This is a genomic window from Bosea beijingensis, assembly GCF_030758975.1.
In the GTDB taxonomy this organism is placed as follows: Bacteria; Pseudomonadota; Alphaproteobacteria; order Rhizobiales; family Beijerinckiaceae; genus Allobosea; species Allobosea beijingensis.
The window spans coordinates 4,521,878-4,534,583 of record NZ_CP132359.1; the positions used below are offsets into that span (position 1 = coordinate 4,521,878).

Consider the following 12,706-nt stretch of genomic DNA (forward strand, 5'->3'; position numbering starts at 1 on the left):
GAGATCGGCTCCGGAGCGGACGCACAATGGACTCGTTGATCCCGCAGCTCGGCCTTGCTCTGGCCATCGGCTTGCTCGTCGGACTGGAGCGTGGGTGGCGAGAACGCGACACGCCCGATGGCGGCCGGACGGCGGGTATACGCACCTTTGGGATCTCTGGACTGCTGGGCGGCGTCGCCGCGGCCCTCAGCCTCAGCCTGAACACGCCCGCGGTCCTCATCGCCACGTTCCTGGCCTTCACCGCCGTCTTTGCGTGGTACCAGGCGCGCGAATCCATGCACGACGAGAGCTTCAGCGTGACCGGTGTCATCGCCGCTCTCGGCGTGTTCGCGCTCGGCGCCCTCGCGGTCACGGGCGATCAACGCGTCGCGGCGGCGGGCGGAGCCGCGCTCGCGGCCGTTCTTGCCAGTCGCGATCTCCTGCACGGGCTGCTCAGGAGGATTTCCTGGATCGAACTGCGCTCGGCACTCGTGCTCGCCGTGATGACCGCGATCGTCCTGCCCCTCCTGCCTGCGCGTACGATCGATCCATGGGGAGGCTTCAACCCCCGGCAAGTGTGGCTGTTCACGGTGCTGACGGCCGCGATTTCCTATCTCGGCTATATCGCCGTCCGGGCCCTCGGTACCGCTCGCGGCGTCCTGGTAGGCGGCCTGGCAGGCGCGATCGTCTCCTCGACCGCCGTCACCGTCGCGCTGGCGCGAACGGCGGCAGCGGGAGGAAGTCCCTGGCCGCTCGCCGGAGCGGCTGCGCTCGCCGCGGGCGTTTCCGTGCTGCGCGTGGCGGGGATCGTGACCATCGTCGCGCCATCGCTGCTCGGCGTTTCCGGCACCGCGATGCTTGCCGCGATTGTCGGCTTCGGGGCATCCGGCGCCCTCTTTCTGTCGCGGGGACGGGTGGACGGAGACGGTACGGAACCGCCCCGAAATCCCTTCGAGCTCGGACCGCTCCTGGCCTTCGCCGTGCTCTTCGGCGTCGTCTCGACGATCAGCGCCGTGCTGTCGATCGGAAGCAGCCGCGGAATGATCGCGACCTCCGCGATCTCGGGGCTTTTCGACGTGGACGTCGCCGTGCTCAGCGCCTTGCGGCTTCTCGGGCAGTCGGCATCGCCCGAGGCCGTCGGCCACGCTGTCCTGCTGGCGCTCGCGAGCAATGCTGTCGGGCGCATCTCGGTCGCGATCGCAACCGGACCTGTCCGCTTCTGGTTGCCATACATCGGCGCCACGATCGTCGCGGCTGCGTTGGGTTACGCGGCATTCGTCACCTTGCCGCATTTCGAGTGGGCGGGCCTCCTGGGCACTCCGAATCCTTGATCGGGGTTAATTCGCGACGTCGGGCATTGCGCTAGCTTTGGGTCCGAGGATCCACCGTTGAGCGGATGCGGACTTTGGCGAAGACCATTGCCGGACTGAGAAGAGCGCTGATCGTGGCGCTCGCGTTCGTGCTGATCGCGGTACCGACGATCAGCGCCCATCCCGTCCATTGCCTGGAGGAGCCGACGGCTGGGTTCTCCCAGGTCGACGCATCGAAAATCACAGCGAGCCAACACCAACATGGGCACGGCAACCCGGAGGCCGGAAGGCCGTCAGGTCCATGCTGCGCGGCGGCGTGCAACGCCTGCGGCATTACCATTGCAGCAGCCCCGAGATCCTCAAGCACCACCGTTGAGGCGGTCGCGTATCGCCGACAGGAGGAGCAACCCGGTGGCCTCGTGGCCCGTCCACCCCATGGCCCTCCTCGATACCGATCCGAGCGGTCCGTCTGACATCCAGGTCGTCCAGCTCAACGCATGTCTGCCAACAATCGTGACAATGCGCCTGATAACAAATGCGAGCATGTGGCCGATCGTTCTGACTAGTGAGTGCGTCAGCTACCCCTAAGCGGCAGCTCAGGAGTAGCTATTTCTGAAAACGTTTACGGACGAAGTCAACGGTGATTTTTTGGGTTAGCGGCGCATTGGCGGCCAATGAAAACGTTTTCCGAATTAATGCGGGTGTTGATAAATTGAAGTTGGGATTGGGAAGTGCTGGCTCCAACGGGATTCCGCGCCGCCGGAGGCGCGGGTGAGGGCAACGTCTCGCGTAAACGAGCCGCAATCGCGACCGTGGTGGGAAACGCGCTCGAATGGTTCGATTTCGCGATCTATGCCTTCCTTGCGACCAGCATCGCGAAGAATTTCTTCCGGGCGAGAACGAAACGGCTGCTCTGATGAGCACACTTGTCGCTTTCGGGATTGGCTTCGTTGCCAGGCCGCTCGGAGCGGTCTTCTTCGGCAGGCTGGGTGATTCCCGGGGTCGCAAGCTCTCCCTGCTCATCGCTATGCCCATGATGGGCCTCGGAACGCTGCTGATGGGCATACTGCTGCCTTATGCGGCGATTAGAGTTAGGGCTCCGATACTGCTCGTCGTCGGCAGGTTGCCCCAGGGCTTCTCCGCCGGTGGAGAGCTTGGAAACGGCGTTGCCTTCCTCGTCGAATGGACACCGGAAAGGCGTCGTGCGCTGTTCAGCAGCATGCAGCAATGCAGCACGATCTTCGAAACACTCGTTGGCTCCGGTGCAGCGGCGCTGCTGACGTCGACGCTGTCGACGCAGGATCTGGAGATCTGGGGCTGGCGCCTTCCCTTCAGGGGATGGCTGTCTGATCAAATCGGCCGCGAGCCGCTCCTTCTCATCGCGGCTGCTGCGTTCGTGGTCATTCCGTACCCCGTGTTCAACATGCTCGTAACCCAGGCTTCGCCAACTTTGTCCTTCCCGGCGGTGAGGGGGCGGGGCTGCTTGTCACGATCTTCGCTGGCGTGGCTCCGGCGACGATGTCGGAAATGTTTCCGACCGATCTGCGCACCACCGGTATGTCGGTGGGCTATGGGCTCGCGACGGCGATCTTCGGCGGCTTCTCTACGTTCATCTCAACCTGGCTGAACAATCAGACTGGCTCGCCGCTATCGCCGACTTGGTATGTACCGGGGCGGCTGCCACTTCGACAGTGGTCATTCTGACCTTGCGGAATACGGCACATGATAAGCTGCGCTAGCCGGAGTTGGTGCTGGCGTGGCGCTACCGTTGTTGCGCCGGCCCCTGTGCTGTTCTGAGGTCTATGTCGCGAGCGGGTTGCCATTCCTTCGTAAGCTATGCTTTGAGCGATTGTTCGGACCTCGACAGCCGCTGCCCCCATGGTCCGCAGACAATGGTTGATCAGTGATGGTTGAAACAAAGCCTGCGCCCAAACGAGGGGTCTTCCGTGTCGCGGAAGATGCTGGCGTTTCGATCGCGACGGTATCGCGTACATTCAACGAGCCGGACCTGGTCCGTGAGGATGTCCGCAAACGTGTTATCAAGGCGGCGGCGGCCGTCGGCTATGTTCCCAATTCTGCGGCCAAAGCGCTGCGACTGCAACGGACCCATATTGTGGGCGCCGTCATTCCGACGCTCGATCACGCGATCTATGCTCGACTGGTCAATGCATTTCAGGCCAGCCTCGCCAAGGCGGGCTACACTGTCGTCGTTCTGACGGTCGGCTTTGATAACGCGCACATCCTGCCGGCGGTCATGCAAGTCGTCGAGCGTGGTGCCGAAGCCCTCATGGTCGTCGGCAAGGTCGAAGATGAGAATCTGCTGAATTTTCTGCGGATCAAGGGCACGCCCTGGGTGCAGACCTACTCCTTCACGCCGGGCGCGGCGCAACCAGCGATCGGGTTCGACAACAAAGCTGCGATCTCTCAGCCGATCGATCATCTGTTGGCGCTCGGGCACGAGCGGTTGGCCATGATCTCGGGGCCGTTGAAGGGCAATGACCGGCAATTGGCCCGTGTGGCAGCCTTCCGAGAGGCGCTTGGGAAAAATGGCCTGAGCGAAGACGCGCCGGTTATCGAGAAGGCCTACTCATTGGCTGACGGCATCGAGGCGATGAAGGAACTGCACGCCAGTCATCCAGACGTAACTGCCGTGGTCTGCAGCAGCGACATCCTCGCGTTCGGTGTTCTTCACGCATGCCGGCAACTCGGTATCCGGGTGCCTGAGGATCTGTCTGTGACAGGCTTCGACGATCTCGATTTTGCTGCGCTGATGGATCCACCGCTGACAACGGTCGTGATCGGCGCAGAGGAAATGGGCAGGCTGGCAGGCGAGAGCATCGCCGGAGCTCTCGATGAGCAGCGTGCCCTAAGGCCGGTCTGCCTGCCCACTACGCTGGCGATCCGCAGTTCCACCGGGCGGCCAAAAGCTTAAACCTGACACCCTGGCAATCCGCCCCCTTTTAACTGCGCTCGAGTCAGCGTTGGAATCTGCACTCAAGTTTGAATGAAAAGCTTTACATTGATGCTGGCTCCGATAAGTTGGGCCGAGGAGCGCTGAGAAGATCTGCAAGGGCCTCAACGTCCGATCTACGGGCCGAGTGGAGCATTTCGATGCCAATCATCACTGCTGCTGACGAAAACGGCGGCGCCACAATGGTTCTCTCGCCGCGTGAAGGCGACAATCATTGGCAGCCCGAGCCGGCAAACGGCTACATTTCGGTTCGTGTTGCGCCGAAGCTGATCGACATGGAGCACCCTATCGGATTGGGCACGCAGACCCTGCCGCCGGGAGGGTTCGTCCGCGAGCACGCGCACGACCAGAATGAAGAGGTGCTGCACTTCATTTCGGGCACGGGAACGGCGATCGTCGATGGTGTCGAGCATGCCATTACGCCAGGCACAACCATCTTCGTCGGCAAGAACCGTCGCCATAAATTCATCAATACGGGTTCGGTCGAACTGCATTGGATGTGGTTGATTGTTCCCAATGGTCTCGAAGATTTCTTCGAAGCGATCGGCCGGCGAAAGGTCGAGGGCGGGGAGGATCCTACGCCATTCCCGCGTCCCGAGAATGTGCTGGAGATTGAGCGTCGAACCGTCTTCGCCGCTGGTAGCGAGAAAGTCTGACAGCCGTGCCCGCTATTCAGACGCGCGATGGCTACAAGCTTCATGTGGAGGTTACTGGGGAGGGGCAGCCCGTTGTCCTGATCCCTGGCCTTGGTGGGTCGGCGAATTTCTGGTCTGGTATCGCACCGAAGCTGTCCGAACGCTTTCGCGTGGTGCAGTTCGACCACCGTGGCGCCGGACGCAGCGACCGGCCGGTGGCGACCTATTCCGTCGAGGGGCTAGCCGCCGATCTGGTTGATATTCTGGACCAGCTCTCGATCGATAGCGCGCATCTTGTCGGCCATTCGACTGGTGGTGCCATCGCACAGGTCATGGCGATCGATCATGCCGATCGCGTCAATCGTTTGGTCCTGTCTGCGACATGGGACAAACCGACCCTTCACTTCGAGGCTCTCTTCGCTGCAAGGCTGAGAATGCTTGAGGTTGATGGTCCTGAAGCCTACGCGCGGCTGACCCAGTTGATCGGCTTCCCACCTGATTGGATCGATCAGAACCCCAGGATTCTTCGGGACGCGGTCGCGGCGGCCGCCGCCGACCTGCATCCCATATCGGTAGCCATGGAACGTCTACGGATGCTTTTCCGGTTTGACCGTTCTGCGGATCTGGATCGGATCGTGGCGCCAACTCTGGTCATTGGCTCGCGGGACGACATGATTATTGCCTTTGGCCGCTCGGAGGCTCTTGCGAAGCAGATTCGGGGCGCACGGCTGTTGGCGAGAGATGGAGGTCATTTTTTCCCTCGCGTCGATCCGGCCCGGTTTGTTCAGGATCTCGCATTTCTGACGGAGTCGGCGGCGTGAAAAACCCTGTCCGACTGGCACTCATTGGCTACGGTGCGATGGCCCGGGCCCTCCAGCAAAGGTTGGCTCATGGCACGCCAACCCTGGATGTGGGGGCGGTGCTCGTTCAGGAGACTGGCGTCGTCGAGCCGCCTTTGCTTGAATTCTCTCGCATTGATCAGCTGCTGGACTGGCGGCCGACACTCGTCGCCGAGTGCGCCGGGCACTCAGCTGTCACCGATGTTGTTCCCCATCTCTTGGGGGCTGGTATTGACGTTGTAATCGCGTCGGTAGGAGCCTTGTCGGACGACCGGCTGCTATCGCACCTGATGCAAGCCTCCCAAGACGGTGGTGGACGATTGATCGTGCCTTCTGGGGCGGTCGGTGGGCTCGACGCGCTTCGCGCTGCTCGCGACACAGGCCTCGATCGCGTCGTCTATACGGGGAAAAAGCCACCGCGCGCTTGGGCTGAGACACCAGCGTCGGATGCGTTCGATCTCGATGCGATCGTTTCACCGACGACAATTTTCGAGGGGTCTGCGCGAGAGGCGGCCAGGCTTTATCCCAAGAATGCCAATGTGACTGCAGCAGTCGCTCTAGCCGGAGCGGGCTTCGACGATACGACAGTCCGGCTGCTTGCCGATCCAACGGCGGATCGCAACGAGCACGAAATCAGTGCGCGCGGGGCTTTCGGAGAGATCAACATCCGGCTGCGCAACGTACCCCTGCCTGAAAACCCCAAGACGTCGATGCTCGCCGCACTCAGCCTTGAGCTGGAAGTGCGCCGAGTTGCCCAAGTTTTAGCTCTCTGAGAGGGTCACATGCGTTTCGAGAATAAAGTCGCGATCATCACGGGCGCTGCAGCCGGCATCGGTGCTGCCACCGCGCGCCAGTTTGCAGCCGAGGGTGCGAAGGTCGTCGTCGCAGACTGGGATGGGGAGGGCGCCAAAGCCATTGCTGCCGAGATCGGGCCTTCAGCGCTTGCTGTCACGGTGGACGTTCGGAATTCAGCCGCAGTAGACCAGATGGTCATGGCCACGCTTGATGCATTCGGCCGGATTGACGTGCTGGTAAACAATGCTGGCAAGGGCTCATTGGGCGATGTGGTGACGATCGCTGAGGAAGATTGGGACGATATCGTCTCTATCAATCTGAAAAGCGTCTATCTTTGCTCGAAATTCGTCATCCCCGTCATGCGCAAGGCCGGCGGTGGTGCGATCGTCAACACCGCCTCGAATGTCGCTCATGTAGGAATTCGTGAGCGCGCTGCTTATGTGGCAGCCAAGGGCGGCGTCGACGCTCTGACCAGAGCGATGGCCCTGGACCACGCGAAGGACAATATCCGGGTGAACGCGGTTGCCCCGGGGGTTATCTGGTCCAAATACTACGAGCGCATGCTGACGCAGGTACCTGATCCTGATGCTTTCGTCGCCGGTCTCAAGGCGCGCTCGCCCCTGAACCAGATGGGCAAACCCGAGGATATCTCGTCGATCATCCTCTGGCTCGCTTCGGACGACGCCGTCTTCGCTACTGGGTCCACGTTCACCGTGGACGGCGGCATGACCGCTCAATAGCTCCCGAGATAGCATGGAGATCAGTGGACCATGCGCTTCAGCCGTATGATCAACGTCGTCGGTGTCCATGCCGAAGGCGAACTCAACGAGGTTATCACCGGTGGCGTCATCGACGTTCCGGGCAAAACGATGTTCGAGAAGGCTCGTCACCTGGAAACGAAGGGCGACGAGCTTCGGCAATTCCTCCTCCACGAACCGCGGGGGAAGGTCACCCAGTGCGTCAACCTCGTGCTGCCGTCCCAGCATCCGGAAGCGGATGCCGGCTACATCATCATGGAGTCGGCGTCCTATCCGCCAATGTCCGGCTCCAACACAATCTGCACAGTGACCGCGCTGCTCGAAACCGGAATGCTTCCGATGGTCGAGCCGGTCACCGAAGTTACCCTCGAGGCACCTGGCGGCCTCATCCGCGTGCGGGCCGAGTGTGAAGGCGGGCGGGTCAAGAACGTCACTTTCCGCAACGTCCCGTGCTTCGTTTTCGGACTCGACATCCCGATCGAGGTCGAAGGGCTCGGCACGGTCAAGGTGGATGCGGCCTACGGCGGCATGAACTATGTCTTGGTCGATGCCGCGTCGGTTGGTTTTGCGATCGATCCGTCCGAGGCACGTGACCTCGTCACGATCGGCGAGAAGATCAAGGCTGCGGCCGCTATCCAGATTCCGGCGGTCCATCCTGAGAATCCGGAAATCCACACGATCAATCAGACGCTGTTCGCTGGCCCTCTTGAGAGGAATGCAGGTGGCTGCACGTCGAAGAATACGGTGATCGTTTCACCTGGCCGCCTGGATCGGTCGCCTTGCGGGACCGGAACCAGTGCGCGTCTGGCCGTCCTCCACGCGCGCGGGCAGGTCAAGCAGGGCGAAACATTCGTCCATCGCTCGATCATCGATACGGAGTTCCGCGGTCGGATCGAAGAAACAGTCGATGTCGGCGGGCTCGCCGGCATCGTTCCAAGCATCACCGGTCGGGCCTGGATTACTGCGTTTCACCAATACGTGCTTGATCCCACAGATCCCTTCCCTGTCGGCTACCGGATCGGGGATACCTGGCCGGTCGAGACCTAATTCGCTTCATTAAACGGGGGCGATCTAACACGGCCTATGGCCGTGGTGGTTAGACGAATATCTGGTTTTAGGAACACGAGCCGCTTCGCGATCAGCATCCATTTTGGTTTTGGGGTATCGCCGGAAGGCCGGAAATCACTTAGCCCGCCGTCGGTGGGGCGGCGGGCCTCTGACTTCTGTCAGGGCTTCAAGGCTCGGGCTATCGCCCCTGCGGTGTGATCGATCAATCTCGTGGGTTCGAGCGTACGCCTAGATATCCGCACCTGAACGAAAGGGGCTGTTGGCGCTCGCAGTATGCTGCGGATCATGATTGCATTTGGCGTCGCCTAGGCCACCGGCCGCAATACCTTTCCACCGAGATCAAGCTCCAGCTGCTGCATATGCCGAAATTGGAACATGCCCTCTAGGAGGTAGTCCTCCCTTTCCTCGCGGAACTGGCGTTTGAAGTTTTTAATGGCCGCCCTCGTAATGACGAATTGTCCAAGACCGCCAGAGTCTTCAATTCGCCCGGCCAGCTCAGTATGGCCGATGATGATACTCATACACAGCCGGTCGAGGGGCGTGGCGTAGGTGCGCGCAGCCCGTTGAAGCGGCAGGGCTTCGTCCGGGCAGGCAGTGATCACAGGAGCGCCCTTTCCGAGGAGTTCGAGAAACCCTTCGATGTCATCGCGATGAAACGCATACTCATGGCGATCGCCGCCACCCTTCACCACTGGCGTGAAAAAGTCGGATCTTGTCCTGCTGCCGGTCTCGTGGACGCTCAGTTAAGCTAACCCGGCCTTCTTTTCGAACTCGACCGGGCTGATGTAGCCGATGGTCGAGTGCCTGCGAACGGCATTGTAGAAGCGCTCGATGTAATCGAACACGTCGGCACGAGCATCGTCACGTGTCCGATACACCTTGCCTCTAATCCGCTCGGCCTTCGCGAAGTAGGCTGCGGCCTTTTTTAGGATATCGCGCTCCGCCTTGAGTTTGGCCACCTCGCGCCGCAGCTTCTCGATCTCAAGCTGCTCCGGCTTCATCTGGCCGTGGCCAGGAAAGGCTTGCGCTGGATCGGCAGAAAAGAGCTTCACCCATTTGCGCAACTGGTTCTCATGGACATCCAGGTCCCGAGACGCCTGCGCCACACTCACTCCGCGATCCTTGATCAGGCGGACCGCCTCGATCTTGAACTCACGCCCAAACTGTCGTCGCTGCATACGTCACCTCCGGTTTCATGAAACACCCAATCTCGGTGTCCACGAAACCGGCGGCAGGACACCTTGCGGGAACCAAAGGCATCACCATCTCGTTGTCAGCGCGGTGCCATCATGGCGCCTGCCTGCTCTCCGGTTGGATGCGTTGCCGCGGATGTACCGGCCGCAACCGACAGGAGGGCATAGCCAATTTCCCGGCGATGGCCGGATCCGCCTAGTCCTGACAGAAGGTCAGAGGCCCGCCGTTTTCCCGACGGCGGGCCTACTTTGTCCCAAAGCTTCCAGACGCGATTAACTGCCGAGGCTTTTCGCGATCACGCGGCCGAGCCGATCGGCGAATCCGCCTGCATCGGCTGGGCGCTCGCCGTCCAGGACGCGTGCGGTATCAAGGAGCAGATGAGCGATGTCAGTGCGCAACGCATCTTCCTTCACCGCCGCGAGGGCCGTGACCATCGTATGGCGTGGGTTCACCTCGAGGATTGGCTTGGCCGCACTGTCGATGCGGCCAGCTGCGCTGAGCAGGCGTTCGAATTGACGATCCGGGCCCTTGTCCGACGCAACAAGGCATACCGCGCTGTCGGTCAGCCGATCGGAGGATCGGACATCTGCGACTTCGTTCGCCAAGGTTTCTTTCATCGAGGCGAGTAGGGATGCGATCTCCTCGCTGATTTCCGATGAGGGTGGTGCAACACCGTCGAGAAGCGGAATCAGACCGAGATCGGCCGAACCTTGCGTTGCCGACTTGAAGGGCTTCCCTTCGAATTCAGGCGCAGCAGAGGCCCAGAAGCTGTCCACCGGATCGGAAAGTAGCAGCACCTCGATGCCACGCGCACGGAACCCTTCGAGCTGTGGCGAGGACGCAATCCGGCCGGCATCATCGCCGGCGATATAGTAGATCGCCGTCTGGTTCTCCTTGAGACTGCCAACATAGTCCTTGAGGCTGCGCAAACCCTCACCTGAGGCGGTGCTCCGGAACCGCGCGAGGCCGAGCAGCTGTGCGCGGCGCTCGTAATCCTCGTAAAGGCCTTCCTTGATGACAGCGCCGAAGTTCTCCCAGATCTTCGCGAAGGCGTCTGCGTCCTGGTCCGTGAGTTTGGTCAGGTCGGACAGCACCCGATTGGTCACGCCTTTCTTGATGGCGCCGAGCAGGGGGCTATCCTGGATCATCTCGCGAGAGACATTCAGCGGGAGATCGGTCGTGTCGACGATGCCGCGAACGAACCGCAGGTAGCGCGGCATCAACTCGGCTTCGTCCGTGATGAAGACGCGCTTCACATAAAGCTTGATCCGGCCCTTGCGGTCGGCGTCGAAGAGGTCGAATGGTCGGGCGCCCGGTACGAAGGCTAGCGCGGTATATTCGTGCAGGCCTTCCGCGCGAAAATGGATCGTGGCAGCGGGCTCGTCATATTGTCCGGCAACACCGCGATAGAAGTCGGCGTAGTCCTCCTTCGAGATCTGTCCTTTCGGCTTGGTCCAAAGCGCCGCGCCGTCCGCAAGCGTTGTGGCCTCCGCTCCAGGCTTCTCAATCAGCGTGATCGGGACCGGGACATGGCCAGACTGCTCCCTGACGATACGCTCCAGCGTCCAGCGCTCCGCATAGGTCTTGGCGTCGTCTAGCAACTGCAGCGTCACCTTAGTGCCGCGAGAAGGGATGTCGTCCTCCGCGACCGGCGCCACGATGAACTCACCCTTGCCATTCGACGACCAGGCCCAGGCCTCGTCGCTACCCGCGCGACGGCTGATGACCTCGACCTCTCCCGCGACCATGAAAGCCGAGTAGAAGCCGACGCCGAACTGACCGATGAGCTGAGCGCCTTCCTTGCCCTCTGCGGCCGCGACGCGCTCCATGAAGTTGCGCGTGCCCGATCGGGCGATCGTCCCCAGAGCCTCGATCATCTCGTCGCGGCTCATGCCGATGCCATTATCGGCGATGATCAGTTTGGCTGCCTCGGCATCAGCGGAAATTGTAATCGCGAGCTTAGGTTCGTCGCCGAGAAGTTCCGGCCTGGCGATCGCCTCATAGCGCAGCTTTTCGCAGGCGTCCGCGGCGTTTGAGATGAGCTCCCGAAGGAAGACGTCTCGGTCCGAATAGACCGAGTGAACCATCATATGCAGAAGGCGGGAGACGTCAGCTTCAAAGCTGCGGTGCTCGGTGGTCGCGGCGGTCATTGATCGGTGTCCAAGGCCAGTGACGGTGTTGGAACCGAATTTAGGGGCTGGGCCTCAACGGCGAAAGTGTCGGTTCGTCGATAGCAGCCGGCCATGCGTTCCAGTGCGTGCCCGGAGCGTGTGACGCTCGAAACCACGCGAAATCGTTACGCAGTTATCGGGTACCACAGCACGCTCTTATAGGGAGAATGACGGATTTATGGGGTGCGTAACAATCATCAACAGCCGGGATGCGAGCCTTACGGCTCCAGCTCGGAATCCCAGTAGAGATAGTCCAGCCAGCTCTCGTGCAGGTAGTTCGGCGGGAAGAGCTTGCCGTTGCGGTGGAGGTCGTTGACGGTCGGCGCATAGGGCTTCTGGGCGGGAAACATCTCGACAGCGGCCGGCATCTTGTCGCCCTTGCGCAGGTTGCAGGGCGAGCAGGCGGCAACGACGTTCTCCCAGGTGGTCAGGCCGCCCTTGGAGCGCGGTATGACGTGGTCGAAGGTCAGCTCCTCGCGCGTATTGCAGTACTGGCAGGCGAAGCGATCGCGCAGGAAGACGTTGAAGCGGGTGAAGGCGGGGGTGCGCGAGGGCTTGATATAACTCTTGAGCGAGACCACCGAGGGCAGCCGCATGTCGAAGCTCGGGCTGCGGACCACGGTGTCGTATTCGGAGACGATGTTGACGCGGTCCATGAAGACCGCCTTGATCGCGTCCTGCCAGCTCCACAGCGACAGGGGATAGTAGCTGAGCGGCCGGAAATCGGCGTTCAGCACCAAGGCCGGACAGCCGTCCGGCGATGCCATCGGATGCATCACATGCGCCGTCAAACCCGTCGCACCTCCGCTTCGTCGAGCGGGACGAATCCCGTCCAAGGATCAATGTAAGCGCGAGACGACAGGAATGTGAAGGAACTTGTTGCGGCTGAAACAAGCGCCTGCGCGCCGGCGAGGATTGTCCTCGTCAGCGGCAGTGAAACGCAGGATTGTGATGGCTTCTGGCCGGCTTCTGGCCGTTCTTGTGCC

General features: G+C 61.4%; 12 protein-coding genes and 2 pseudogenes. 9 read left to right on the plus strand and 5 right to left on the minus strand.

Translation table 11 applies throughout. The annotated features are described in order from the left end of the window. Positions 1 to 26: 26 nt before the first annotated feature. The 9 genes from Q9235_RS21525 (at position 27) to Q9235_RS21565 (ending at position 8,334) form a co-directional block, all read left to right on the plus strand. Positions 27 to 1,310, plus strand: coding sequence for an MgtC/SapB family protein (locus Q9235_RS21525; protein WP_054211506.1), 1,284 nt, complete (start codon positions 27 to 29; stop codon positions 1,308 to 1,310). A 710-nt stretch (positions 1,311 to 2,020) separates the two neighbouring features. Continuing rightward, positions 2,021 to 2,206 carry a hypothetical protein gene (locus Q9235_RS21530; protein ID WP_306223825.1) on the plus strand — a complete coding sequence of 62 codons (186 nt, stop codon included), beginning with the start codon at positions 2,021 to 2,023 and terminating at the stop codon, positions 2,204 to 2,206. Beyond that, on the plus strand, positions 2,206 to 2,916 hold the full coding sequence (locus Q9235_RS21535) for an MFS transporter (RefSeq protein ID WP_306223826.1): 711 nt from the start codon (positions 2,206 to 2,208) through the stop codon (positions 2,914 to 2,916). Before Q9235_RS21530 ends, Q9235_RS21535 begins: the two co-directional genes overlap by 1 nt. Positions 2,917 to 3,195: 279 nt before the next feature. After that, entirely contained in the window at positions 3,196 to 4,221 is a 1,026-nt protein-coding gene (locus tag Q9235_RS21540; RefSeq protein WP_306223828.1) for a LacI family DNA-binding transcriptional regulator, read from the plus strand. Positions 4,222 to 4,400: 179 nt separating this feature from the next. Next, positions 4,401 to 4,916 (plus strand): cupin domain-containing protein, encoded by a 516-nt coding sequence (locus Q9235_RS21545; RefSeq protein ID WP_306223829.1) that lies wholly within the window; start codon positions 4,401 to 4,403, stop codon positions 4,914 to 4,916. Positions 4,917 to 4,921: 5 nt separating this feature from the next. Continuing rightward, a complete protein-coding gene (locus Q9235_RS21550; protein WP_306223830.1) occupies positions 4,922 to 5,716 on the plus strand; it encodes an alpha/beta fold hydrolase in 795 nt (264 codons plus the stop codon). Continuing rightward, entirely contained in the window at positions 5,713 to 6,507 is a 795-nt protein-coding gene (locus Q9235_RS21555) for an aspartate dehydrogenase (RefSeq protein ID WP_306223831.1), read from the plus strand. The genes Q9235_RS21550 and Q9235_RS21555 overlap by 4 nt, the downstream gene beginning before the upstream one ends. A gap of 9 nt (positions 6,508 to 6,516) precedes the next feature. Further along, positions 6,517 to 7,269 carry an SDR family oxidoreductase gene (locus Q9235_RS21560; RefSeq protein ID WP_306223833.1) on the plus strand — a complete coding sequence of 251 codons (753 nt, stop codon included), beginning with the start codon at positions 6,517 to 6,519 and terminating at the stop codon, positions 7,267 to 7,269. Between the two features lie 30 nt (positions 7,270 to 7,299). Further along, entirely contained in the window at positions 7,300 to 8,334 is a 1,035-nt protein-coding gene (locus Q9235_RS21565) for a proline racemase family protein (RefSeq protein ID WP_306223834.1), read from the plus strand. Positions 8,335 to 8,660: 326 nt separating this feature from the next. Here Q9235_RS21565 and Q9235_RS21570 read toward each other — a convergent pair whose 3' ends face one another. The 5 genes and pseudogenes from Q9235_RS21570 to Q9235_RS21590 form a co-directional block, all read right to left on the minus strand. Further along, complete coding sequence (locus tag Q9235_RS21570) at positions 8,661 to 9,047, minus strand: hypothetical protein (RefSeq protein ID WP_306223835.1); 387 nt, start codon at positions 9,045 to 9,047, stop codon at positions 8,661 to 8,663. 51 nt (positions 9,048 to 9,098) lie between these two features. After that, positions 9,099 to 9,257, minus strand: a pseudogene (locus Q9235_RS21575) (IS3 family transposase); the annotation flags it as partial. Further along, positions 9,253 to 9,533, minus strand: a pseudogene (locus tag Q9235_RS21580) (transposase); the annotation flags it as partial. The pseudogenes Q9235_RS21575 and Q9235_RS21580, both read right to left, overlap by 5 nt. A gap of 288 nt (positions 9,534 to 9,821) precedes the next feature. Continuing rightward, complete coding sequence (gene htpG / locus Q9235_RS21585) at positions 9,822 to 11,699, minus strand: molecular chaperone HtpG (RefSeq protein ID WP_306223836.1); 1,878 nt, start codon at positions 11,697 to 11,699, stop codon at positions 9,822 to 9,824. A gap of 239 nt (positions 11,700 to 11,938) precedes the next feature. After that, positions 11,939 to 12,496 carry an HNH endonuclease gene (locus tag Q9235_RS21590; protein ID WP_173044100.1) on the minus strand — a complete coding sequence of 186 codons (558 nt, stop codon included), beginning with the start codon at positions 12,494 to 12,496 and terminating at the stop codon, positions 11,939 to 11,941. Between the last annotated feature and the right edge of the window lie 210 nt (positions 12,497 to 12,706).

Coding starts and splice junctions, on each gene's coding strand:
- Q9235_RS21525 (WP_054211506.1), top strand. CDS start 27: ATGGACTCGTTGATCCCGCAGCTCGGCCTTGCTCTGGCCATCGGCTTG.
- Q9235_RS21535 (WP_306223826.1), top strand. CDS start 2,206: ATGAGCACACTTGTCGCTTTCGGGATTGGCTTCGTTGCCAGGCCGCTC.
- Q9235_RS21540 (WP_306223828.1), top strand. CDS start 3,196: ATGGTTGAAACAAAGCCTGCGCCCAAACGAGGGGTCTTCCGTGTCGCG.
- Q9235_RS21545 (WP_306223829.1), top strand. CDS start 4,401: ATGCCAATCATCACTGCTGCTGACGAAAACGGCGGCGCCACAATGGTT.
- Q9235_RS21560 (WP_306223833.1), top strand. CDS start 6,517: ATGCGTTTCGAGAATAAAGTCGCGATCATCACGGGCGCTGCAGCCGGC.
- Q9235_RS21565 (WP_306223834.1), top strand. CDS start 7,300: ATGCGCTTCAGCCGTATGATCAACGTCGTCGGTGTCCATGCCGAAGGC.
- htpG (WP_306223836.1), bottom strand. CDS start 11,699: ATGACCGCCGCGACCACCGAGCACCGCAGCTTTGAAGCTGACGTCTCC.
- Q9235_RS21590 (WP_173044100.1), bottom strand. CDS start 12,496: ATGCATCCGATGGCATCGCCGGACGGCTGTCCGGCCTTGGTGCTGAAC.